Origin of the sequence: Paractinoplanes brasiliensis, from assembly GCF_004362215.1 — a bacterium.
In the GTDB taxonomy this organism is placed as follows: domain Bacteria; phylum Actinomycetota; class Actinomycetes; order Mycobacteriales; family Micromonosporaceae; genus Actinoplanes; species Actinoplanes brasiliensis.
This window is the reverse complement of record NZ_SNWR01000001.1, coordinates 7,129,099-7,152,448: the sequence shown is the minus strand read 5'-3', so window position 1 is coordinate 7,152,448 and position 23,350 is coordinate 7,129,099. Positions and strand designations below refer to the sequence as shown.

The window sequence follows — 23,350 nt, the reverse complement described above, 5'->3', positions numbered from 1 at the left end:
CGCTCGGGCCCACGGGCTCGACGATCACATCCGATGCCCGGCAGACCTCGTGTTCTGCCGGGCATCGCCGTGTCCGCACGGCGCGATTCCCGCCCGCCGTCTTCGGCTGCCTACGTTCTGACCGGCGCCGTGCATCTCTCCCTCACCGACCACGCCGCCTACCGGATCGCCGCCCGGGCGTGCTGGGCCTCGCCCCGGGGGACGCTCGACGGCCGCCGCGGCCTGACGATCACGGTCGACCACGCCGCGACTTTCCTGGCGGCGGCCGTGACCGGTGCGACGCGGCTTGCACCTCCCTACCCCGAGGTCCGGCCCGCTGACATGCTGTGCGGATGAGTGTCGCCGAGGTCTTCGACAAGGTCGCCGGGCGCTACGACAACGTCGGCGTCGACTTCTTCACCCCGCTGGCCACCGCCCTGGTCTCCGCAGCCGCCCCGCAGCCGGGCGAAAGCGTGCTGGACGCGGGTTGCGGCCGAGGCGCCGCCCTGCTCGCCGCGGCCGGGTCAGTGGGGCCCGAAGGCCACGTGACCGGCATCGACTTCGCCCCCGGCATGGTCGAACGGACAGCAGCCGCCACCGCCGGCCTCACCCAGGTCACCGTCCAATCCGGAGACGCTCAGAAGCCGGACTTCCCGCCCGCGTCGTTCGATCTGATCACGGCGGCACTGGTTCTGTTCTTCCTGCCCGACCCGCCCGCCGCCCTGACCGAGTACCACCGCCTCCTGCGCCCCGGCGGCCGTCTGGCGTTCAGCTCGTTCGCCGCCCACGACCCGCTCTACCCGGAGACGTTGCGCCTGCTGGGCACGTACGCCCCGGCCCCGCCCGAACGTCCGAAGCTGCACCCCATGTTCGGCTCCCCCGCCGGCCTGATCGAGGCCGTGACCGCGGCCGGCTTCGCCACGGCGGAGACCACCGAGGTATCCGTGGACAGCACCTATCCCGACGCGGCCACGTTCGTCCGGTGGATCGGCTCCCACATGGGCGCCGTGACCGTCGACGCGGTGCCGCCGTCCCGCCTTCCCGAAGCGACCGCGGCCGTGGAGGCGTCGCTGGAATGGCCGTTGACCTTGACCACGCGTATCACGCTGACGATCGCTCACGTGACGGCGTCCTGACCGTGGCCCGCCTCGGCGCCACTGAGCCTGTCCGGGAAAGGCGAACCCGCGCCGCTGGTGATTCGCGGCCGGCGATTCCGGGTGGGCCGCTGCCGGGTCAGGGCCACCCGGGCGATTCCGGTGGTGGCCCTGACCCGGGCGGGCTGAACCCGGCGGGCGTTCAGAGCTTGGCCAGGTAGTCGTCGAGGGCCGCGTACGACTGTTCGGCGCCCACCTCCATGCCGGACCCGACCATGCCGTCGAGGTCTTCCTTGCTGGCGAACGTGGAGGTCGTGGTGACCGTGGTCCTGCCGTCCTCCTCGGTGAACACGTACTGCTCGGTGAGGATGTGACCGGCCATCGGCTCGTACTCGAACGTGCAGGTGAAGCCCCGGGGCGCGTCGATGGCCCGGTACTCGCCGCGGAAGGCGTGTTCCGTGCCGTCGGCGTGCTCGACGAAGCGCCACTTGCCGCCGACCCGGAAGTCCATCTCGACGTCGAGCGGGTTGCCCCGGCCCCACCAGTGGCGGAGGTGTTCGGGCTGGGTGTGGCAGGCGAAGACGAGCTCGCGCGGCGCGTTGAACGTGCGGCTCATGACGAGTGTGGTGTCGCTGAGGGTCTGGACGTTGAGGGTCACGATTCCTCCTGCTGGAGCCGGTCCAGGTAGTCGTCGAGCGCGTCGTACCGCTCCTCCCAGAGCCGCCTGTACTGCTCGGCCCACTGGGACACCGCACGCACCTGCGCGGGCACGATGCGGCACCACCGGCGCTGGGCCTCGCGGGTGCGGACGATCAGGCCCGCCGCCTCGAGCACGTTGAGGTGTTTGGAGACGGCCTGGGCGCTGATGGGGAAGTTGGCGGCGAGCTCGCCCGCTGTCGCGTCACCGGTCGCGAGACGATCGAGGATCGCGCGTCGGGTCGGGTCGGCGAGTGCGGCGAAGACGCCGTCGATGGGATCCGGCATGACAACCACCTGGTTTATAAACTGATAGGTTGAGAATACGCTCGCAGCCCGCGGTGTCAAGAGGCCGGACGAGGACGTCAGACGCCGGTCGGATACGTCTCGAACTCGTGGATGTCGACGTGCAGCGGGTGCAACGGCCGCAGGGCACGCGTCTCGTCGAACCACAGGAACGCGTCGTAGCGGTCGCCCAGCACCGACGGCACGTAGTTGCCCAGGCGCTCCTGCTCGGGACGGTAGACGACACCGATCGCCCGGTGCGGCACCTCGTCGACCAGCAGGTCGGGTCGCCCGGCAAGCCGAGGGAAGACGAACAGCGCCTGGGGCGGCGCGGTCGCGTGCAGGATGTCCTCGAGCGAGCCGGGGCGCCCCGGCGGCACGGGCAGCTCGGTCATGGCAGCGCCCCACGTGCGGCCGGCGATCACCGAGCCGCGGTGGCCGCCCATCCCGACCAGCACCACTTGGCCGGCGCCGAAGCGCTCGCGGGCCAGCGATCCGAGGGTCACCTCGCCCTGGGCGGCCTGGTCGGTCGCGTTCGCGTCGCCGATGTGCGTGTTGTGCGCCCAGACCACGGCCTTCGAGCCCTCGCCGTAGTGATCGAGCAACCGGGCCAGCGTCGAGTCCATGTGCCGATCCCGTACGTTCCACGAGCTCGCGCCGCCCGCCACGAGCGCGCGGTAGTAGTGCTCGGCGCCCGCCACCACCTCAGCGTTCTGCCAGACGTCCAGGTCCCGCCCGCGCAGCTCGATGAGCATCCGTACGACCTCGTCCTGGCAGCTCGCCCGCAAGTACTTGGTCGCCCACGCGTAGGACTGGGGGTTCTCCGAGTACGAGGCGAGGCACTGGTACGCGTTGACGGCATGCCCGGCGGCCTCCGGATCGTTCTCCCGCAGCCACAGGACGACTTGGCGCAGCGACTCCCACATGGAGTAGACGTCCAGCCCATGAAACCCGACTTTGTCGTATTTGTCGTCACGGGAGGCGGAGCCGGAGGAGGTGGGGAACGCGGAACGGTCCGGGCGGGTGGCATTGTGGGAGCGGAGCCAGTCCGTGAAGTCGAGCACCTCCTCGTTGGCCCACATCCAGGTGGGCCAGCGTTCGTAGCCGAGCAGGGACTCCAGCGGGGATGCCGGCGCTCCGCGGACCGCGGCGTCGACACGTCGGCAATCGGGCCAGTCCCCCTCGACGGCGAGGAACGAGAAGTTACGCTCCGCGATCAGGCGACGGGTCAGCGCAGCCCGCCACGCGTAGTACTCGTGCGTGCCGTGGCTGGCCTCGCCGATCATCACGACCCGCGCGTCGCCCACCCGGTCGAGCAGGACGTCCAGGTCGCCCTCGTCGAGCAGCGGGCGGGCGATCGCCGCCACCTCATCCCCGTACCGGCGCATGGGTCCGGGATACCCGGGGGCCCTGGTCCCATACGTCCGACATCGCGCGGGCCCACCTCTGCCCGGGCAGTTCGAGGTAACGATGCGTCACCTTCGACACGATGAGAACCACCGCCACGTACGCCACCGCGACCGCGTCGTGGCCGAGGAGCGGCCGCATCACCAGCAACAGGACGTAGTGGGTGAGGTATACGGAGTAGCTGATCACCCCGATCGTGGCCAGCCAGGCCGGGGTACGCCATCGGCGGGTCAGCATGCCGACGGCGAACGCGCCCGCGAACACCAGCAGGGTGATCAGCGATCGGGCCATGTAGCGCGGCGTCAACGCGTCCAGTGAGACGAGTTCGGCGAACCAGTTGAGCACCAGCGCGGCCGCCACCACGGGCGCGACGACGGCGACCGGCCACCAACCGGTCTGCCCGGCGTCGGCGCGATAGATCGTGGTGCCGGTGAACATGACGGCCAGGATGAGCAGGCCGTCCCAGGCGTGCGAGGGCGCCGCGCCCGTGACGGTCAGCGCCAGGGCCAGGACGCCGAGCACCACGGCCCCGGCGATCACGACGCGGCGGCGCCCGCTCAGCACCGCGGCCAGCCCGGCGATGAGCACGAGGACCGCGTACGGGGCCGGCAGGGCCTGGAGGGCGAGCGGCGCGCTCAGCACCCCGGCCACCGCCAGGAGCGCCGCCGTGACGGCGTCGGCGCGGTGCAGACGTACGGCGAAAAGGGCCGTGACGAGCAGGTAGAACACCATTTCGAAGGCGAGCGTCCAGAACACCGGGGTGGCCTGCGGCTCGCCCAGCAGGAACGGGAGCATCGTCGCGTGCGCCACCGCGGCGGTCGCCGGATCGGACGGGCGGTAGAGCCCGAGCGCGACCACCGCGACCGTCACCGCGGCGTAGAGCGGGAGGAGCCGTCCGGCACGACCGATCCAGAACCGGCGCAGATTGCCGTGCCGTTCCAGCGAGGCCGGGATGATGTAGCCGCTGACCAGGAAGAACAACATGACCCCGGCCTGCCCGGCATGCAGCCATTCGCTGGAGACGGCACGGACGTCGGTCAGCACGTAGCGGCTGAGGTGGGCGTAGAGCACGAGCAGCACGGCGACGGCCCGCAACCCGTCGAGCCACGCCATCCGGGGGGTCGATGGCATCCGGCGACCCTACGCCACTCACGGGAAGATGGTCAGACCAATACGTACGGTTAAAGTCCGGAATGGGATGATCGATACGGGCTGATGTGGCGTATGTTCTCCTACCGGTCCACCGTGGACCTGGGCACCGGGGAGAAGTGATGGCGGAGAACGACGTGCGGGACGAGGATCCCGTGCTGGTGCGGCCGTACGTGAAGGCCGTGGCCGAGGCGGAGCGGGCGCCGGACGAGAAGCCCGAGAAGTGGCCGGAGACCGCGGACCTGCCGATGGACGCCGACACCCTCGTTCAGCCGGCCGTCGAGGAGGAGCCGCCGGCCGAGCCCCGGAAGAGCCGGCTGACCCTGCACCCGCTGGCCCGGCTCGGCATCTTCACCGGCGGCGCCGCCCTGGCCCTCGGCGTGGTCGGCTACCTGATCTTCGGCCCGGCCGCCGATCCCGAGATGCCCCGCCCCGGCACGGCGCTGCCCGCCATCGGGGGCCAAGCGCCGCTCGAGCAGCAGGTGCAGAGCGTCGGACCGGGCGCGACCGCCTCCGCCAGCGCGTCGGCCAGCCCCTCGGCCAGCGCCTCCGCGAGCGCCTCGGCGTCGCCCAGCTCGTCGCTCCAGACGCTGACGCCGTCCAGCGCGCCCCCGTCCAGCGCGCCGGCCACCGAACCGAGCCTGGCCCCGCCCGCCTCGGACCGCACCGGCGCGATCACCGCCGCCAGCGGCCGCTGCCTGGCACTGGGCAGCCTGTTCGGCTCCGACGGCAGCCCGGTGCAGGTGAGCGGCTGCATGTCGGTGGCGTACCAGTCGTTCACGCTGGCCACCGACGGCACGCTGCAGGTCGCCGGCAAGTGCGCGCAGTCGACCGGCGACGGCACCGTACGGGTCACGGGGTGCGGCGACGGCGCCTCGAGCCAGTGGCGGGCCGGGGGCGACGGCACGCTGATCAACTCGGCTAGCGGTGGCTGCCTTACCGACCCGGGCCGGGCCGGCGCGACCACGACGGTCAGCGCGTGCTCGGGTGAGTCGAGTCAGAGCTGGAAGCTGCCCTAGAGGCGAGCTTCGCCCGGTACATGGCGGCGTCCGCCTCGCGCAGCAGGCGGTCCGAATCGTCGGCGTTCTCGCCGCTCAGGGCCACGCCGATGCTCACGCCGACGGTGACCCGGCCGCCGTCGATGGTGTACGGCTCGGTCAGCCGGGCGGCGATGGTGTCCTTGACCAGCCGTTCGGCCCCGTCGGCGGGCAGCCCGTCGAGCAGCACCACGAACTCGTCTCCGCCGAGCCGGGCCACCGTGTCCGAGTCGCGCAGCAGCCCGGTCAGCCGCTGCGCCACCTCGATGAGCAGCACGTCCCCGGCCGCGTGCCCGAGCGAGTCGTTGACGGCCTTGAAGCCGTTGAGGTCGAGCAGCAGCACGGCGAAACGGTGCCCGGGCTGGCGGGCAGCGCGCAGCCCGGCCTGCCGCATCCGGTCGGCCAGCAGCACCCGGTTGGGCAGGCCGGTCAGCGCGTCGTGCAGGGCCGCGTCGCGCAGCTGTTCCTCCTGCTCGCGCAGCGCGGCCACCATCGCGCCGCGGTCGAGGGCGGCGGCCAGCAGGGCGCCGGACTGGTTCATCATCTCGCTGCCGGGCGGCGAGCTCTCCTGGATGTGGCCGACCGCCGCCAGCATCCCCCAGTCGCGGGTCGCGCTGCGCACCGGCACCACGAAGACCGCGTCGCCGGCCGCGCCGTCGGCCAGCTCGAACAGCTCGGCCGGCGGGAACCGGCTGGCCGGCATGGTGGCGCCGGCCAGCTCGTAACCGGCCGGGTACTCCCCCTCGATGCGCAGCTCGGCGTCGAGGGTCGGCACGGCGCTGTCCGACCACAGGCCGAGGCAGCCCGCGAACGCCGTGGTGCGCTTGAGCCAGCCCAGCTCGCGCGGGTCGCGGTCGTGTGCGCCGAGCAGGTCGATGCCGAGCTCGTGCTGAATGTTGAGCATCTCCTGCAGGCTGCAGACCTGCCCGAACAGATAGCGGGTCAGGTCCTCGGTGACCGGCAGCCCGCTCGGCGGGCAGCCGCACGAGTCACGCCGCACGAAGGTGGTCGGCACCCGCCGCACGACCCGCGACGACGGGCGATTCCCGGCCAGCTCGGCCAGCAGCTCGACGGCGGCCGCGCCGATCTCACCGGCGGACTGGCGCACGGTGGACAGGCTGGGCCGCATGTACATGGCGCCGGCCAGGTCGTCGAAGCCGACCACGGCGAGGTCGCGGGGAACCCGTACACCGTGCTCGCCCAGGCGGCGGATCAGGCCCATCGCGTTGCGGTCGGTGCCGCAGACCACCGCCGTGGCGGGCATCCCGGCCGCGAGCAGCAGGTCGGCGGCCAGCTCGCCGCCGCTCTCGTGGTTGTCGGTGACGTCGATGGCCAGGTCACCGGACGGGATCAGGCCGTGCCCGGTCAGCGCGCTCTCGTACCCCGCCCGCCGCTCCCGCACGTCGAAGTGGGCCATCTGCCCGGCGAACGCGACCCGCTGGTGACCGTGTTCGATCAGGTGCTCGACCGCCTCCCGCACGCCCGCGCTGTTGTCGGCCAGGGTCGCGGAGCAGTCACGCAACTCGTGCCCCACCGTCACCACGGGGAGGCCGGCGATCAGAACCGCTTGCGCGTACGACTCGTGGATGGCCCCCGCCAGCACCATGACCCCGGACAGGTGATCCCAGGCGACCGGCCGCCGGTAGTCCGGCAGCCCGCTGCGGTCGGCGTTGTACGAGCCCGGGTCGAGGGTCTGCAGCGCGAGCAGACGGTCGCCCCGGGACACGGCAGCCTCGTTCGCCCCCGAGATCATGGTCCCGTAGTAGTCGCCCCCGACGAAGGGCGACAGGACACCGTACGTGCGACGACCCACGGGCGACATGATCTCCCGAAAACACCCGCTCAGCGGCGTGGATGCGACATTTTGCCCGTGCTGGTGAGGAATCTTCGCAGATCCTGGGTCTCCCCCGTCACGCGGCGGGCGGCCAGGATGCAGGTGTCGTCGTCGGGGTTGGTGCGCCGCAGCCGGGCCAGCACCGGAGCCAGCGGCTGGTCGGGCGAGGCGCGTACGGCCTCGTCGACGGTCGCGATCACCGAGGCCAGCCCGTCGTCGGGGCCGCGGCGGCGGTGCTCGACCAGGCCGTCGGTGTAGAGCAGCAGCAGGTCACCGACCCGGAAGTCGATCCGGGCGGTCTGGTAGGTCGCGTCGTCGACGACACCCAGCATCGGGCCGGCCGGCCTTTCCAGGGGCGCGGTGCGGCCGCCACGGTTGAACAGCGGCGGCGGGTGCCCGGCCTGTGCCCAGACGATCTCGTTGCGGGCCGGGTCGAACCGGGCGACCGCGGCGGTGGCCGCCATCTCGGGCGACTCGCGTTCGAGGTCGCAGGTCAGCCTGTTGAGGTGGCCCAGCAGTTCGCCGGGGTCGCTGGTGGTGACGGCCAGGGCGCGCAGCGCGTGCCGCAGCTGGGCCATCGCGGTGGCGGCCTGGGTGCCGTGCCCGGCCACGTCGCCCACGGCCAGCAGCACCGAGCCGTCACGCAGCTCGGCGGCGTGATACCAGTCCCCGCCGACCAGGTTTTCCTGGCCGGCCGGCAGGTAACGCAGGGCGACCTTGAGCCCGGGAAGCACGATCGGGCCCTCCGGGAGGGGCAGGATGATGCGCTGCAGGCGGCCGGCCAGCTCGTGCTCGGCGGCCAGGCTGCGGCGCTGCTCGACGAGCTGACGCTCGACCTCGGCCAGCCGCCTGGCCCCGGTCTCCTGCTCGGTGACGTCCTGGACGATGCCGTAGATCCGCCGTACCCGGCCGTCGGCGTCACGGCTGGCGTCGGCCACCGTACGCAGGTGCTTGATCCGCCCGTTGATCCGCACCCGTGTGATCACGTCCACCCGGTCACCCCGGTCGAGCTGCGCCTTGGCCGCGGCCCGCAGCGGCTCGTCCTCCTCCAGCCCCGCCTCGTCGGGCGCCTCCGGGTCGGGTGGGCCCTGCCCGGGGTCACGCTCGAAGATGCGATAGAGCTGGTCGGACCAGTAGATCTCGCCGCTGATCAGGTCCCACTCGCCCCACCCGAGGTTGCCGAGGCGCTCGGTGCCGGCCAGACGTTCGGCGATGCCGCCCGGATCCTGGTCGTGGCGGGTCCAGTTGAGCACCAGACCCTCGCCGAGCCGGTGGGCGCGGACCGAGTAGAGGCCGTCACGCTGCGGGAACGGGCCGAGATGGGCGGGCACACCGGTGTCGAGGACACGCTCGTAGGTGGCCCAGCGGTCACTGGCCAGGACCTCGGGGAAGTGCTCGCTCATGCGCAACCCGATCAGCCGATGCCCCCGCAAGCCGTCCGGTGCGACCGCCTCGGGGCTGGCGGCGGCCCAGATCAGGTCGGTCAGCCGGCCGTCGGGACCGCGCTCGGCCCGCAGGTAGGAGGCCATGCCGGGTGCGACGTCGAGCACCCGCTGCACCAGGCTGACCCACGGCGCGAACCGGCGGACGGGAACCATGGGCGGATCCGGGACGTGGCTGGTGTCGAGGCCGAGAACGACGCCGGTGTCCGGGTCGGCGACATCGAGCATCCGGATGACCCCGGCAGCCACCTCGGCAGGCGGGCGCGCCTCCTCGGCGGCCATGCGCAGCAGGTGGCGGTGGGCGTCGGCCAGGCGGCAGCGGGCCCGGCCGGCCAGCAGCCCGACCGCGCGCTCGACGGTCAGGCGACCGGCCTCGGCGGCGCCCGCCGGCGCGCTGGGGCGCAGGCTCTCCACCGCCGCCGCGTACGCCTGTGTCACGCCATGTCCTCCCCGAAGCTCCGGTGCCGTTACCTGAATACGTCAGCGGGACAGGGGTCGTCATCGGCCGATCATCTCGACCGTTCGCTACCCGCGGCGTGACGTCCCACCGGTCACCCGACCGGGTGTGACCCGATGGAGTGCGCCGGGGGCAGAACGGACATCGGGCTTAAGAGAAAGGAAAGGCTCACAGTTCGAAGAGTGACCGCATAGCCTCGGTCAGGCGGGCCATGCTCGCCCCGGTGACCATGCCGATACGTTCCGCACCGACCGATGCGGGCAGACGGCGCATCCGGTTGACCACCACCACCCCGGTGATCGGGTCCTGTTCGGTCAGAGCCACCGCGTACGGAGGGAGCTCGGTCACACCACGCTGGCGCACGATCGGCGCGCAGTAGGGAGAGGCGTTGCCGCGCTCGTTGTACGCGTCGGCGGACAGCACGAGAACTCGGTAGCGCAGGTCGGTGCGGTTGCCGATGGTCCAGATCTCGCCGCGCCTCATGGACACGTCCCGCTCGGCATGCGCCCCACCCTACCGCCGCGCGATCTTAGGGCACCGCGTGGCACACCGGCGCAAAATCCCACTGTGTTGACACCGTGGCACGGGGGTGAACCTTGATCATGACGGAGCCGTAAGAATAGGCGGCGTGGCTTGCAGCTAGGGAAGGGTGTCAATGATGTCGGAGAAGGCACAGATCGGGGTCACCGGCCTCGCGGTGATGGGACGGAACCTGGCGCGCAACTTCGCCCGGCACGGGCACACCGTGGCCGTGCACAACCGCTCCTACGGCCGCACCAAGGAGCTGGTCGAGGAGTTCGGCAGCGAGGGCAAGTTCATCCCGGCCGAGACCGCCGAGGAGTTCGTGGCCAGCCTCGAGCGGCCGCGTCGCGTGATCATCATGGTGAAGGCCGGCGCGCCCACCGACGCCGTGATCGACGAGTTCGCGCCCCTGCTCGAGGAGGGCGACATGCTCATCGACGCGGGCAACGCGCACTACCTCGACACGCGCCGGCGCGAGGCGGCGCTGCGCGAGCGTGGCCTGCACTTCGTGGGCACGGGCGTCTCGGGTGGTGAGGAAGGCGCGCTGCACGGCCCGAGCATCATGCCGGGCGGCTCGGTCGAGTCGTACCAGGCGCTGGGCCCGCTGCTCGAGGACATCTCGGCCAAGGTCGACGGGGAGCCGTGCTGCGTGCACGTGGGTCCCGACGGCGCCGGGCACTTCGTCAAGATGGTGCACAACGGCATCGAGTACGCCGACATGCAGCTCATCGCCGAGGCTTACGACCTGCTGCGTCAGGTCGGCGGGCACTCGCCGGCCGAGATCGCCGAGGTGTTCAAGGGCTGGAACTCCGGCCGGCTCGGTTCGTACCTGATCGAGATCACGGCCGAGGTGCTCAAGCAGGTCGACGCCGAGACGGGCAAGCCGTTCGTCGACATCGTGGTCGACGAGGCCGAGCAGAAGGGCACCGGCCGCTGGACGGTGCAGGCCGCCCTCGACCTGGGGGTGCCGGTCAGCGGCATCGCCGAGTCGGTGTTCGCGCGGGCGCTCTCCGGCGGGGCCGACGTACGCAAGGCCGCGGCCGACGCGGCGCTGCCCGGCCCGTCCGCGGCGGCCGGCGCGCACGGCGGCGACCTGCAGGCCGACGTCGAGCAGGCGCTGTTCGCCTCCAAGATCGTGGCCTACGCGCAGGGCTTCCAGCAGATCCAGGCGGCCAGCAAGGAGTACGACTGGTCGATCGACCCGGGCGCGATGGCGAAGATCTGGCGGGACGGCTGCATCATCCGGGCCAAGTTCCTCGACTTCATCAAGCAGGCGTACGACAAGCAGCCCGACCTGGCCACCCTGCTCGTCGACCAGTACTTCCTCGACGCCGTTTCCGGCGCCCAGGACGCCTGGCGCCGAGTCGTGGCGACGGCCGCTCAGCAGGGCATCCCCGCCCCCGGCTTCGCCTCGGCCCTGGCCTACTACGACGGCCTGCGCGCCAAGCGCCTGCCGGCCGCCCTGATCCAGGGCCAGCGCGACTTCTTCGGCGCCCACACCTACCGCCGCACGGACAAGGACGGTTCGTTCCACACCCTCTGGGCGACCGACGGCCGCCCAGAGATCGAGGCCTAGGCCACGACCGGCGCCGGCGCGCCCATCAGCGCGCCGGCCTGGTCGGCCGGCAGGGGCTTCGACATGAAGAAGCCCTGGCCCAGGCGGTAGCCCATTTCGCGCAAGCGCTCGAGCTGGGCCTCGCTCTCGATGCCCTCGGCAACGGCGCTGAGCTGCAAGTACTCGGCCAGCTGGGCCACTGCCGCGGCCACGGCCAGGCGGCCTCGGTCTTCGCCGTCGGCGATGCCGTCGACGAATGACTTGTCCAGCTTCAGGACGTCCACCGGGAAGGCACGCAGCAGGCTCAGCGACGACGAGCCGGTGCCGAAGTCGTCCAGGGCCAGCCGTACGCCCATCTCGTGCAGCGCGTGCAGCGTCTCGCGCACCTGCCGGCCGTCCGCGACCGACGACTCGGTCACTTCCAGCACCAGGTTCTGCGGCAGCAGCCCGGTCTCGCTGAGCACGGCCGCGACCTCGTCGACGAAGCCCGGCTCGCGCAGCTGCCGGACCGCCACGTTCACGTTGATCGCCTTGATCGCCCCGTCGCCGTGTTCGTGGCGCCAGCGGGCGAGTTGCTCACAGGCCTCGCGCAGCACCCACGAGCCGAGCGGGACGATCAGGCCGGAGCGTTCGGCGACCGGGATGAAGTCGCCGGGCGAGACGAAGCCGCGGGTCGGGTGCGTCCAGCGTACGAGGGCCTCGGCGCCGTGCAGGCGGCCGGTGACGATGTCGAAGACCGGCTGGTAGAGCAGGAAGAGCTCGTGCCGGATGATCGCGTTGTGCAGCTCGCTGCCGAGGCGGGCGTGGTTGACGACGTCCTGGCGCATCCGCGGCTCGAACCGGGCCCAGGCCGCCTTGCCGCCCTCCTTGGCCGCGTACATGGCGATGTCGGCGTTGCGCAGCACCTCGTCGGCCGAGTCACCGGGACCGGCGATGGCGACACCGAGGCTGGCGTGTGCCAGCAGGTGGTGCTCACCGACCCGGAACGGCTCGGCCAGGGCCTGCAGGATCCGGGCCGCGGCCTCCTCGGCCGAGTCGACCTCTTCGACGTCGAGCAGCACGGCGAACTCGTCTCCGCCGAGGCGGGCCGGCAGCTCGCGGGCCCCGCTGTTGGCCCGTAGCCGCTGGGCCACCTGGTAGAGCAGCTGGTCGCCGAGGGCCGGGCCCATCGTGTCGTTGACCATCTTGAAGTCGTCGATGTCGATGAGCAGCACGCTGGCGGGTTCGTGCGCGGCGAGCCGTTCGGTCAGCACGGCGACGAAGCGGGTGCGGTTGGCCAGTTCGGTCAGCGTGTCGGTCATGGCCAGCCGCCGCAGTTCGGCCTGCTGGTCGCGCAGGCCGGCCAGCATCCGCCGGTTCTCGCGCATCCCCAGCAGCTGCCGGGCCACCACCAGCGTGGTGACCAGCACCGCGCCGACGATCAGGACACGTTCACGGCCCTGGACCTCGCGGGCCGCGACGACGACCACCATCACGGCAGTGCCGAGGACGGCGGCGAACGGCAGGAATTCGTTGACCGAGCGGCGTCTGCGGACGGGCGCCTCGGTCGCCGGGCGGCGCAGCGTCAGCCGTTGCCGGTAGGCGGCCGCGCTCAACGAGAGAGCGACCAGCGGGCCGCCCCCGACCGAGATCATCAGCCGGGCGGTGTCGTGGCTGCCGATCAGCAGCACGGCCACCGCGACGGCGACCATGGGCGGAATGGTGAGAATGCGCAGCGAGACCGCGTCGATCGGGGCGTCCGGCCGGACCGCGGCCTTGCCGATGATCACCAGGCAGAGCAGCCCGGCCACACCGACGACGGCGGCCGTGGCCCGGGTGGTCAGCTCGGTGCCGGGCGGGGCCGAGTTCAGCACGACGTAGTGGAAGATCATCGCGCCGGCGACGGCCACGGTGGCGAGGTCGAGCAGCACCCGCAGCCAGCCCAGCGACGTCCGGTCGCCCATCGGCAGGCGCAGGAAGGCCGACATCGCCCAGAACATGCCGAGCAGCGTGGGCACGGCCACGTACGGGTTCATGCCGGCGTCGTTGTTGGCCATGGCCAGGGCGGCGGCGTTGCCGATGAGCAGGATGCCGGCGGCGTGCCCCAGCTGGCGCCAGAACGCGCGCACCACCCTGGGGAGCATCACCATCGCGCCGAGTCGCTGCACCGACCACGCGGCGGCGATCATGGCGATCGGGGCGCCGGCGTAGCCGATCACGACGTCCTGTGGATCACGCACCACCAGCCACACGGCGACCGCCGCGGTGGCGGCCACCGCGATCAGCAGGGGGGCGAGCCCGGTCCCCGCACGCCGGGCGGCGGGTACCACGGGTCCAGTCATGCGCGTCCTATGGCCAGAGTCGGTGTTCCCTACCGCCCTCCTGTCGGCCGCCGGACGCCGAAACTGAGAAAGATCAGCCTTTCAGCGCGGCCCCCACCACGGCGCGTGCCTCCTCCTGGATGCGGGCGAGCTGGTCCGGGCCGTGGAAGGACTCGGCGTAGATCTTGTAGACGTCCTCGGTGCCGGAGGGGCGGGCGGCGAACCAGCCCGACTCGGTCACCACCTTGAGCCCGCCGATCGCCGCGCCGTTGCCGGGGGCGGTGGTGAGCACGGCGGTGATCGGCTCGCCGGCGAGTTCCTTGGCGGTGACCTGCTCGGGCGACAGACGGCCCAGGATCGCCTTCTCCTCGCGGGTGGCGGGGGCGTCGATCCGGGCGTACGCGGGCTCGCCGAACTTCGCCGTGAGGTCGCGGTAGTGCTCGCTGGGGGTCCGCCCGGTGACGGCCAGGATCTCGGAGGCGAGCAGGTCGAGCAGGATGCCGTCCTTGTCGGTGCTCCACGGGCTGCCGTCGCGCCGCAGGAACGAGCCGCCGGCGCTCTCCTCGCCGCCGAAGCCGATCGAGCCGTCGAGCAGGCCGGGCACGAACCACTTGAACCCCACCGGCACCTCGTCGAGGCGGCGGCCCAGTTCGGCCGCGACCCGGTCGATCATCGAGGAGGAGACGAGCGTCTTGCCGATGGCGGCCGCCGACGGCCACCCTGTGCGGTTCGCGAACAGGTAGTTGATCGCCACGGCCAGGTAGTGGTTGGGGTTCATGAGGCCCGCGTCGGGGGTGACGACGCCGTGCCGGTCGGCGTCGGCGTCGTTGCCCGTGGCCAGCTGGAACCGGTCCTTCTGCTCGATCAGCGAGGCCATCGCGTACGGCGACGAGCAGTCCATGCGGATCTTGCCGTCCCAGTCGAGCGTCATGAACCCGAAGGTCGGGTCGACGTTCGGGTTCACCACGGTCAGGTCGAGCCCGTGCCGCTCGGCGATCGCGCCCCAGTAGGCGACACTGGCGCCGCCCAGCGGGTCGGCGCCCACGCGCAGCCCGGCCGCCCGGATCGCGTCGATGTCGATCACGGCGGGCAGGTCGCCCACGTACGCGTCGAGGAAGTCGTAACCCGACACGGACCCGGCCTGGCGGGCGCGCGCCGCGGGGATCCGGCGAACGTCCCGCAGGCCGCCCGCGATCAGCTCGTTGGCCCTGTCCTGGATCCAGCGGGTGGCGTCGGTGTCGGCCGGGCCGCCGTTGGGCGGGTTGTACTTGAAGCCGCCGTCGTCGGGCGGGTTGTGCGACGGGGTGACCACCACGCCGTCGGCCAGCCCGCTCGTGCGACCGCGGTTGCGCGTGAGGATGGCGTGCGACACGGCCGGGGTCGGGGTGTAGCCGTCGCGGCTGTCGATCAGCACCGTGACGTCGTTGGCGGCGAACACCTCGAGCGCCGTGACCATGGCCGGCTCGCTCAGCGCGTGCGTGTCGCGGCCCAGGTAGAGCGGGCCGTCGGTGCCCTGGTCGCGGCGGTACTCCACGATCGCCTGGCTGGTCGCGGCGATGTGGTCCTCGTTGAACGCGCTGCGCAGGCTGGAGCCGCGGTGACCGGACGTGCCGAAGGCGACCCGCTCGCCGACCACCTCGGGATCGGGGTGCTCGGTGTAGTAGCGCGAGATCACCCGGGGCACGTCGATCAGGTCGCGCGGCTCGGCGGGCTTCCCGGCGCGGGGGTTGACGGACATGGGTGGCCTCCCTAGAGCGTGGATCTGCCTAGGAGCGTATAGAAACCGGCTTTCCGCCGCCCTCCGGGAAGGAAGACCGGCGGCCGACTAATCTCGCGGGGTGCTGATCCTCCTGCCGCCGTCCGAGGGCAAGACGCCCGCCACCTCCGGTGATCCGGTCGACCCGGCCGCGTTGTGGCTGCCCGCGCTGGCCACGGCCCGCAAACGCGTGCTGTCGCGGCTGGTGGCTTTGAGCAAACGGACGAGCGCCCGCGCGATGGCCGGCTCGCTGGCCGTGCTCGGTCTCTCCCCCGGCCAGACGGGCGAGGTCACCCGTAACGCGTCGCTGCTCACGGCGCCCGCCGCGCCCGCCGTCTCGGTGTACAGCGGGGTGCTCTACGAGGCCCTGGACGCCGGCTCGCTGGCTCCGGCGGCGCGCGCATGGCTGGACTCGCGCGCGGTGGTGTTCTCGGGGCTGTGGGGCGTGGTGCGTCTGGACGACCGGATCCCGGCGTACCGGCTGTCGGTCGGGGTCACCTTGCCGGGGCTGGGCGGGCTCACCGCGTACTGGAAGAAGGTCTTGCCGAAGGCCCTGGACCGGGTGGCCTCGGACGGGCCGGTGCTCGACCTGCGCTCGGGGGCCTACAGCGCGATGTGGACGCCGCCCGCCGGCTCGGCCACCGTTCGCGTGCTGCACGAACGGGTGGTCGACGGGGTGGCGGAACGCTCGGTGGTGAGTCACTTCAACAAGGCGACCAAGGGCCGTCTCGTACGCTCGCTGGCCGAGGCCGCCGTCACGCCCGGCTCGGTGGACGAGATCGTCACGGCGTTGCGCGACCTCAAGTACACCGTCGAGGAGCGGCCCGTCGCGGCGGGCCGCCCCCGTCAGCTGGACGTCGTGGTGACCGGCCTGTAGTTACTGCGCGGCCAGGATGTCGACGACGAAGCGCAGGTCGCCCTGCTCCTCGCCGTAGGCCATGGCCGCGGGCACGTCGATCTGGACGCGGCTGCCGACCTTCTGGCCGGGGATGCTCTTGTCCCAGCCCTCGATGACCCGGCCCGCGCCGATCGGAGTGCTGAACGGCTCGCCACGCTGCCACGACGAATCGATGACCTGCCCGGTGGCGTAGCCGATGAGCACGTAGTTGGCGGTCACGGTCTGGCCCGCCTTGACCGCGGGGCCGCGACCGGCCACCAGCGGGGTGACCTTGAGCTCGGTCAGCTTGCCCTTGCCCGCCTTGACGACAGGCTCCTTCGACAGCTCGGGCGGGGTGCTGACCGGCGCCGGCGCGGGCGGCTCGGCGGGGGTCTCGGCCGACGGCGGGGCCTCGGGCGTCGCCTCCACCGTGGCGGGCGGGGGCGCGGCGGCAGGCCGGCCCGCGGGCTCGTCGGAGCCGCCGCGGACGGTGACGAAGACGGTCACCAGAACGGCGACCACCGCCACCCCGGCGACGGCGCCGGCGACGGCCTGGGTACGGCGCTTGGCCCTGTCGCCGGTGATGGGCCGGGCGGTCTCGGTGCTCATATGTCGTCGACTCTCCTGTTATCGGCGTCGGCCGGAAACTTCGGACACGGTACCCGTCCCGGTGACGAAGCCCACCGCAAACCTCGGCCGAACCGCCGAGGCGAATGATCGCCCGTACGGATGATCACTGATTTCGCTCTACTCCGTCACGCATCGAAGTGCCATTGTTTACCACTCACGCACCGTTGTTCGCACGATGAACCATCAGTGACGCACCTGCAGGAGGGTCGGTTGCCGTCGACCGCGGATGGTCGCCGCCGAGCCCGGACAAGCCACCGCGCCGATCCACCTGGACGGCGGACCAGCGCCGGGCCCGAGTGGAACGAATACCTCTCGTCCGCCGCCGTGATCCTCGCCGGGGTCCTCGTCGTCATCGGGTTCGGCTTCGTCGCGGCGCGCGGGCTGAGCGGCCCCGAGAAGGCGCCGCCGCTCGACCCGCCCGCCCCCGCGCTGGGTGACGTACGGGCGCCCGCGCCGGCCGGTCAGGGCCTGATCCCGCTCGTCAGCCCGACCCCGACGACGCCCGCGAGCACGCCGCCGACCACCCGGCCGGTCTCACGCGACCAGCTGCGGATCGCTCAGGGACCCGTACCGGGAAAGGTTGATCTGTCGAAGGAAGGCGAGAGCGACTGGGTGCACTGGGGGCTAGATGGCACATACTCCCTCGAACGCGACAAAGGCGGCAGATTCCGCATTCTCGAGGGAACTCCGACGGCGCCCCGGTTCCGGCACTCGCTCAGCCCGCAGACCTTCACCTGGATCGGCGGCGACCCGGTGGCCACGACCCCCGGCACCCGAACCGGCATTCGCACCTGCGGGCAGGGCAACGGGTTCACGGTCACCGCGCCGGCCGGGACCACCCCGCGCATCCTCAAGATCTATCTCGGGGCCGTGTCCGCGCGCGGAAAGCTGACCGCGCGGCTGAGCACCGGCAAGTCGACCGGCTCTACCCTTCTCGACAACCGCGGTGGCACGCTGCGTACCGCTGTGGTGACAGTGGCCTACCAGGCGCCGAGATCCGGCCAGGTGCGGCTGACGTGGACCACCGACGTTGCGTACGGGGAAGGTTGCGCAGGGGTGGCCCTGGAAGCGGCGACGCTTTCGTGAAGTGTTCTCATAACACTCCGTCCGGGATCCGGCGGCAGTGATGAACGACAAGAGGGGTTGACGTGTTCGCGGGCTGGGGATCGTGGGTCGCCCGCTTCCGGTGGCCGGTGCTGTCCGTCGCGCTCGTCGCGGTGATCGGCGCGGGCATCTGGGGGCTCGGTGTTTTCGGTCAGCTCACCGAGGGCGGTTATCAGGACCCCGACAGCGAGTCGTCGCAGGCCGCCGACGCGGTCGAGAAGGCGTTCGGCGCGCAGGGCGGCGACCTGGTCGTCATCTACACACCGACCGGCGGGGTCAAGGTCGACGACGTCGAGCTGGGCAAACGGGTCCGCACCCGACTCGCGCAGCTGCCCAAGTCGGCGGTCACGCGCACCACCTCGTACTGGCAGACAAAGTCCTCGCAGCTCGCAGCCAAGGACAAGACCAGCGGCATCGTGATCGTCACGCTGGCCGGCACGGACGACGGCGCCAAGCTCGACGCGTTCCGCGAACTCGACGGCAAACTGGCCGTCGCGGGCACGAACGTGCAGCTGTCCGGCTCGGTCGTGCTGGCCGACGCCACCTCAACCCGCTCCACGCAAGACCTCGCCCGCGCCGAGATCATCTCGCTGCCGGTCGTTCTCATCCTGCTGGTTCTCCTGTTCGGATCGCTGGTCGCCGCCTCCCTGCCGGTGCTCGTCGGCGGCGCCGCGGTGCTGGGCTCGCTCGGCGTCCTGCACGCGGTGGCGAACGTGCACGAGGTCAACTCGTTCGCGGTCAACGTGGCCAGCCTGCTCGGCCTCGGCATGGCCATCGACTACGGCCTGTTCATGGTCGGCCGGTTCCGGGAAGAGCAGAATTCCGGCCGTACGCCATCCGAAGCCGTCAGCCGCACGGTCGCGACCGCCGGACGCACGGTCGTCTTCTCGGCGTCGCTGCTGATGATCGCGCTCGCCGGCCTGCTCCTGTTCCCGCAGGGCTTCCTCAAGAGCCTCGCGTACGGGGGTCTGGCCGCGGTCGGTCTGGCCGCGCTGCTCTCACTGACTCTGCTGCCGGCGATGCTCGCGCTGCTCGGCCCACGCGTCGACAAGCTGCCCGTCCGGCTGCCCGGCCGCAAGAGCACCACCCCCGCCGAATCCTTCTGGGGCCGGCTCGCCACCGTCGTGCTGCGCCGCCCGGTGCTGTTCGCGCTGCCCATCCTGGCCGTGCTGCTGGTCCTGGCGGCGCCGATCGCCGGGGTCCGGTTCGGCGAGGCCGACGAGCGTACGCTGCCGGCGGGCGACCCGGCCCGGGTGGCGATCGAGACCCTCAAGACCGGCTACCCGCAGTTCACCGGCGACGACATCCCGATCGTGCTGCGCGGCGACGCCGACAGCTCCGGGTTCGCCGTCACGCTGCGCCAGCTCGACGGCATCGCCCAGGTCGGCCCGGCCCAGCGCGCCGGCGACGTCACCGTCTTCACCGCGACGCTCAAATCGACCGACCCGTTCAGTGTCGAGGCCCGTCAGGTGGTCGACGACATCCGTTCGCTGCCCGTGCCCAACGGCGCGGAACTGCTGGTCGGAGGAACCACGGCCCGCAACGTGGACAGCCTGTCGGCCACCGCGGCCCAGCTGCCGTGGATGGTGGCCCTGCTGGTCGGCGCCACCCTGATCCTGATGTTCCTGGCCTTCGGCTCGATCCTGCTGCCGATCAAGGCCGTGCTGATGAGCGCGCTCAGCCTCAGCGCGACATTCGGCACCCTGGTCTGGATCTTCCAGGACGGCCACGGCGCGGGCCTGCTGAACGTGACCCCGGCGCCGCTCGAAGCGGGCATCGTCGTCCTCATGGCGGCCGTGGTGTTCGGCCTGTCCACCGACTACGAGGTGTTCCTGCTCTCGCGCATGGTCGAGGCCCGCGCCCACGGCGCGTCGACGAACGAGGCGGTCACGGTCGGCCTGGCCCGCACCGGCCGCGTCATCAGCGCGGCGGCCCTGCTGCTCATCGTGGTGACCGGGGCGTTCGCGCTGTCGTCGGTCACCACCATGCGGTTCGTGGGCGTCGGCATGATCGTGGCGCTCTTCCTGGACGCGACGGTGGTGCGCATGCTGCTGGTGCCGGCCGTGATGGGCCTGCTCGGCAACGCCGTCTGGTGGGCGCCGGGGCCGCTGAAGCGCCTGCAGGAAAGGGCCGGGCTGGCCGAGCACGCGGGCGAGGAGCCCCCGGCGTTGCCCTCGGGACGGCACGCGGTGGGCGAGGTCACCGCGGTGCTGGCTTTGCCGCCGGGGCCGTCCGCCACGGTCAAGAAGAAGGCGGAATGGGACCGGGAAGCGGCCGGGGTGATGCTGCTGCCGCCGGGAATGGTGGCGCAGGCGGTGTCCTCCCGCGAGGCGGCCACGCAGGTCATCCCCCGGGTCGAGGACGACGTCGTCGACGCCGAGATCATCGAGGACGAGCCGGCCGCCGTGGACAACGAGCCCGCCGCCGACGACGACAAACCGGCGGGCACGGAGAGCGAACCGGCCGCCACGGACGACACCTCGCCCGTTCCCGCGGACAACAAACCCGCCGCCACCAGCGACACCCCGCCGACAGGCACGGACAACGACCCAGCCACCACGGACGACACCTCACCGGTGGCTGCGAACAACCAGCCCGCCGCCACGGACGACACCCCGCCGCGCACGGACAGCGAACCGGCCGCCACGGACGACACCTCGCCCGTTCCCGCGGACAACAAACCCGCCGCCACCAACGACACCCCGCCGACGGGCACGAACAACGACCCAGCCACCACGGACGACACCTCACCGCTGGCTGCGAACAGCGAACCTGCCGCCGCGGACGACACCTCTCTGGTTCCCACCGGCAACAAACCCGCCGCCACCAACGACACCCCGCCGACGGGCACGAACAACGACCCAGCCACCACGGACGACACCTCGCCGGTGGCTGCGAACAGCGAACCTGCCGCCGCGGATGACGACTCGCCGGCTGCCGACGACGGCGAGACCGTGGACGGCTCCGAGCCGGTCGCCGTTGAGAACGAGCCGGTCGCCGTTGAGGAAGAGCCCGTCAGCGCTGAGGACCAGCCTGCCCTCGCGGAGGACACCAAGCCTGTCGCCGCCGACCCCCAGGACGACGAGCCGGTCGTCGCCGAGGATGAGCCCGGTGCGAAGCCTGCATCTGCGCCCTCCAGGACCGAGTCGCCGTCGGCGGAAACCGTCGACGAATCTGCCGCGGCCGCCGTTGCCGCCTCTTCGGAGCCCTTCACCGCGGCCTCCTCCGCCCCCTCACCCCCCGCTCCGCATCCGTCCTCCATCTCACCTTCCTTCCCGCCTACTTCCGCCTCGTCCACGTCCCCCTCGTCCACTTCCGCCTCCTCGACCTCCCCCTCGTCCACCTCCCCCTCGTCCGACAAATCGGAAATGTCAGATGTGGACGGAAAGACGGGCGGGCAGGATGCGCCCCTGCTCGCGTCCCACGCCTCGCTGACACCCTCGTCGTCAATATCCGGCAAATCGGAAATGCCGGACTCGGGGCGAGCAGACGATGTGCAGGCCGTCGAGGCGGGGCCCGTCGGGACGGGGCCCGTCGGGGCGGGGCCTGTCGGGACGGGGCCCGTCGGGGCGGGGCCTGTCGGGACGGGGCCTGTCGAGACCCGGTTGGCCGGGGACGGCGGTTCGGCCGGTTCCGGCGCGTGGGATGACGACGTCGTGGATGCCGAGCTGGTCGAGGACGATCCCGAACCCGATCCGCCGCTGGCTGCCGCCTCGCTCAACCTGCCGGTGCCCTTCTTCCCCGAGCCGGGGGTCTACCGATCCGGGTCGGTGAGCCCGTACACCGACTACTCGGCGCCGGACGACTTCTTCTTCGGCCCTTCGACAAGTGGGACGTTCGCCAGCTCGCTGCCGCTGCCGGCCGAGCCGTCGGATCCGGTGCCCTACTTCGGCGAACGGCCGGACTTCGAGCGCACCCGCAACCTCTCGCTGCCCGAGCTGGAGCTGACCCGCAGCTTCGACGCCCCGGACAGTGACACCACCGCGATCTTCGAGGCGCCCAACCGCGAGGCCGTACGGGCCTTCGAGTCCCCGGACCCGGAAACCTCCGGCGTGATCGTGAACCCCGAGGCAGACCCGCTCCCCGAGCCGGTGGCCCCCGCCGCGACGACGGAGTCCGACGACGCGGATCCCGCCGTCACCCGCAGCTTCGACGCCCCGGATCTCGACGCCACCCGCAAGCTGCAACTGCCCGGCCTCGAGTCGACCCGCCGGATGCCCGCGCCCGACATCGAGCGTGTTCGCCGGCTGGGGTCGTCGGCCACCCCGGCCGAGCCCAGGACGCCGTCGAAGCCCTCCGTGCCGGTTGTCCCGGCCGCGTCGAGCAAGTCCGATGTGCCCGTTGTCCCGCCGGCGCCGAGCAAGCCCGCCGAGCCGGCCGTTCCGGTCGCTTCGGCCGAGCCGCTGCCCCAGCGTTCCGAGCCGCTGCCCCAGCGTTCCGCACAGCCCCCGTCGACCGAGCCGCCCACCAGCGGCAGCGGAACGGCGAACCGCCTCTCCGACCTGTTCCCGGCTCGCCGCACCACCGAGCCCGACGACACCACGTCGCGGCGCCGTCCGACGATCTTCGACGAGCCCGCGCCGGTGCCCGAGGATCCCGGCCCGGCCCCGTACGACAGGCCTTTCCCCCGCCGCCGGGCAGTCGAGCCGTTCCCGAAGCGTCCCGCGGCCGATTCGCTCCCCCGGCAGCGTCCGGCGAGGGACCCGCTTCCCAAGCGGCAGGCCGCCGAGCCCTTGCCCGCGTTCGAGCAGCCGTTCCCCGTACGGAAATCGACCGAGCCGCTGCCCCCGCGGGAGCCGGCGGCGTACGACGAACCGCGCCCGGCGCGGCAGCCCGCTCCGGCGGAGGAGCCGGTTCCGCTACTGCGCCCGTCGATGCGTGGCAACCTGCCGTACTCGGTCCGCCCGGCCGAGCCGCCCCCCGCAACGCCGGAGGCGGCGACACCCGCGGAGGCTCCCGCCGTCCCGCCGAAACCGGCTGTTCCCGCGCAGCGCCGGCCCGCCGACCTGGGCGACCACCTGCGTACGACCCGGCCCGCCGACCTGGGCGACCACCTGCGCGAGTCCCGCCCGGCCGACCTGGCCCAATACACCCGCCGCTCGACCGTGGAACGCAAGCGCCCCGAAAGTCCGGCCGAGCACAAACCGGCCCGCCGCCCGGCGACGCTGGCCGATCAGGTTCCGGCCCAACGCCGCAAACCGGAGGCCGACGAACCGGCCGAATAGC

At 72.0% G+C, this 23,350-nt stretch carries 17 protein-coding genes; 7 read left to right on the top strand and 10 right to left on the bottom strand.

Translation table 11 applies throughout. The features are described 5' to 3' along the window. Positions 1–33: 33 nt before the first annotated feature. Entirely contained in the window at positions 34–336 is a 303-nt protein-coding gene (locus C8E87_RS31930) for a hypothetical protein (RefSeq protein WP_133876512.1), read from the top strand. Further along, positions 333–1,115, top strand: coding sequence for a class I SAM-dependent methyltransferase (locus C8E87_RS31925; RefSeq protein ID WP_133876511.1), 783 nt, complete (start codon positions 333–335; stop codon positions 1,113–1,115). The genes C8E87_RS31930 and C8E87_RS31925 overlap by 4 nt, the downstream gene beginning before the upstream one ends. A gap of 160 nt (positions 1,116–1,275) precedes the next feature. On the opposite strand, the gene C8E87_RS31920 is transcribed toward C8E87_RS31925, so the two are convergent. The 4 genes from C8E87_RS31920 to C8E87_RS31905 all read right to left on the bottom strand — a co-directional run bounded on the left by C8E87_RS31920 (position 1,276) and on the right by C8E87_RS31905 (position 4,592). After that, on the bottom strand, positions 1,276–1,731 hold the full coding sequence (locus tag C8E87_RS31920; protein WP_203720866.1) for an SRPBCC family protein: 456 nt from the start codon (positions 1,729–1,731) through the stop codon (positions 1,276–1,278). Beyond that, entirely contained in the window at positions 1,728–2,057 is a 330-nt protein-coding gene (locus tag C8E87_RS31915; RefSeq protein ID WP_133876510.1) for an ArsR/SmtB family transcription factor, read from the bottom strand. Before C8E87_RS31915 ends, C8E87_RS31920 begins: the two co-directional genes overlap by 4 nt. A 77-nt stretch (positions 2,058–2,134) precedes the next feature. Next, a complete protein-coding gene (locus C8E87_RS31910; protein WP_133876509.1) occupies positions 2,135–3,442 on the bottom strand; it encodes an erythromycin esterase family protein in 1,308 nt (435 codons plus the stop codon). Continuing rightward, the gene (locus C8E87_RS31905; protein ID WP_133876508.1) at positions 3,423–4,592 is read right to left on the bottom strand and encodes an acyltransferase family protein; all 1,170 of its coding nucleotides are present in this window, start codon (positions 4,590–4,592) and stop codon (positions 3,423–3,425) included. Before C8E87_RS31905 ends, C8E87_RS31910 begins: the two co-directional genes overlap by 20 nt. A 140-nt stretch (positions 4,593–4,732) precedes the next feature. Here C8E87_RS31905 and C8E87_RS31900 point away from each other — a divergent pair, with 140 nt between their 5' ends. After that, positions 4,733–5,629, top strand: coding sequence for a ricin-type beta-trefoil lectin domain protein (locus tag C8E87_RS31900; protein WP_133876507.1), 897 nt, complete (start codon positions 4,733–4,735; stop codon positions 5,627–5,629). On the opposite strand, the gene C8E87_RS31895 is transcribed toward C8E87_RS31900, so the two are convergent. The 3 genes from C8E87_RS31895 to C8E87_RS31880 all read right to left on the bottom strand — a co-directional run bounded on the left by C8E87_RS31895 (position 5,583) and on the right by C8E87_RS31880 (position 9,863). Continuing rightward, complete coding sequence (locus C8E87_RS31895) at positions 5,583–7,460, bottom strand: substrate-binding and GGDEF domain-containing protein (RefSeq protein ID WP_166661299.1); 1,878 nt, start codon at positions 7,458–7,460, stop codon at positions 5,583–5,585. The two genes, C8E87_RS31900 and C8E87_RS31895, sit on opposite strands and share 47 nt — an antisense overlap. A gap of 29 nt (positions 7,461–7,489) precedes the next feature. Beyond that, the gene (locus tag C8E87_RS31890) at positions 7,490–9,361 is read right to left on the bottom strand and encodes a SpoIIE family protein phosphatase (protein ID WP_239080520.1); all 1,872 of its coding nucleotides are present in this window, start codon (positions 9,359–9,361) and stop codon (positions 7,490–7,492) included. Between the two features lie 187 nt (positions 9,362–9,548). After that, positions 9,549–9,863 (bottom strand): type II toxin-antitoxin system PemK/MazF family toxin, encoded by a 315-nt coding sequence (locus tag C8E87_RS31880; protein ID WP_133876505.1) that lies wholly within the window; start codon positions 9,861–9,863, stop codon positions 9,549–9,551. Between the two features lie 175 nt (positions 9,864–10,038). On the opposite strand from C8E87_RS31880, the gene gnd reads away from it, so the two are divergent. Beyond that, entirely contained in the window at positions 10,039–11,478 is a 1,440-nt protein-coding gene (gene gnd / locus C8E87_RS31875; protein WP_133876504.1) for an NADP-dependent phosphogluconate dehydrogenase, read from the top strand. On the opposite strand, the gene C8E87_RS31870 is transcribed toward gnd, so the two are convergent. Beyond that, the gene (locus tag C8E87_RS31870; RefSeq protein ID WP_133876503.1) at positions 11,475–13,778 is read right to left on the bottom strand and encodes a putative bifunctional diguanylate cyclase/phosphodiesterase; all 2,304 of its coding nucleotides are present in this window, start codon (positions 13,776–13,778) and stop codon (positions 11,475–11,477) included. The genes gnd and C8E87_RS31870 overlap by 4 nt on opposite strands. A gap of 73 nt (positions 13,779–13,851) precedes the next feature. Next, positions 13,852–15,495 carry a phosphoglucomutase (alpha-D-glucose-1,6-bisphosphate-dependent) gene (gene pgm, locus C8E87_RS31865; protein WP_133876502.1) on the bottom strand — a complete coding sequence of 548 codons (1,644 nt, stop codon included), beginning with the start codon at positions 15,493–15,495 and terminating at the stop codon, positions 13,852–13,854. A 100-nt stretch (positions 15,496–15,595) separates the two neighbouring features. Between pgm and yaaA the strand changes: the two genes are divergently transcribed. Then, positions 15,596–16,390 (top strand): peroxide stress protein YaaA, encoded by a 795-nt coding sequence (gene yaaA / locus C8E87_RS31860; protein ID WP_133876501.1) that lies wholly within the window; start codon positions 15,596–15,598, stop codon positions 16,388–16,390. Here yaaA and C8E87_RS31855 read toward each other — a convergent pair whose 3' ends face one another. After that, positions 16,391–16,999, bottom strand: coding sequence for an FKBP-type peptidyl-prolyl cis-trans isomerase (locus C8E87_RS31855; protein ID WP_133876500.1), 609 nt, complete (start codon positions 16,997–16,999; stop codon positions 16,391–16,393). It lies immediately after the preceding gene. 345 nt (positions 17,000–17,344) lie between these two features. On the opposite strand from C8E87_RS31855, the gene C8E87_RS31850 reads away from it, so the two are divergent. Further along, positions 17,345–18,106 (top strand): hypothetical protein, encoded by a 762-nt coding sequence (locus tag C8E87_RS31850; RefSeq protein ID WP_133877202.1) that lies wholly within the window; start codon positions 17,345–17,347, stop codon positions 18,104–18,106. 62 nt (positions 18,107–18,168) lie between these two features. After that, positions 18,169–23,349, top strand: a complete 5,181-nt coding sequence (locus tag C8E87_RS45875) for an MMPL family transporter (protein WP_239080521.1) — start codon at positions 18,169–18,171, stop codon at positions 23,347–23,349. Position 23,350 lies beyond the last annotated feature (1 nt).

Bases quoted from the DNA above. Each gene is read 5' to 3' on its own strand.
- C8E87_RS31870 (WP_133876503.1), bottom strand. From the start codon at position 13,778: ATGACTGGACCCGTGGTACCCGCCGCCCGGCGTGCGGGGACCGGGCTC.
- C8E87_RS31910 (WP_133876509.1), bottom strand. From the start codon at position 3,442: ATGCGCCGGTACGGGGATGAGGTGGCGGCGATCGCCCGCCCGCTGCTC.
- C8E87_RS31905 (WP_133876508.1), bottom strand. From the start codon at position 4,592: ATGCCATCGACCCCCCGGATGGCGTGGCTCGACGGGTTGCGGGCCGTC.
- pgm (WP_133876502.1), bottom strand. From the start codon at position 15,495: ATGTCCGTCAACCCCCGCGCCGGGAAGCCCGCCGAGCCGCGCGACCTG.
- C8E87_RS31880 (WP_133876505.1), bottom strand. From the start codon at position 9,863: ATGAGGCGCGGCGAGATCTGGACCATCGGCAACCGCACCGACCTGCGC.
- C8E87_RS31900 (WP_133876507.1), top strand. From the start codon at position 4,733: ATGGCGGAGAACGACGTGCGGGACGAGGATCCCGTGCTGGTGCGGCCG.
- C8E87_RS31925 (WP_133876511.1), top strand. From the start codon at position 333: ATGAGTGTCGCCGAGGTCTTCGACAAGGTCGCCGGGCGCTACGACAAC.
- C8E87_RS31855 (WP_133876500.1), bottom strand. From the start codon at position 16,999: ATGAGCACCGAGACCGCCCGGCCCATCACCGGCGACAGGGCCAAGCGC.
- gnd (WP_133876504.1), top strand. From the start codon at position 10,039: ATGTCGGAGAAGGCACAGATCGGGGTCACCGGCCTCGCGGTGATGGGA.
- C8E87_RS31915 (WP_133876510.1), bottom strand. From the start codon at position 2,057: ATGCCGGATCCCATCGACGGCGTCTTCGCCGCACTCGCCGACCCGACC.
- C8E87_RS31930 (WP_133876512.1), top strand. From the start codon at position 34: ATGCCCGGCAGACCTCGTGTTCTGCCGGGCATCGCCGTGTCCGCACGG.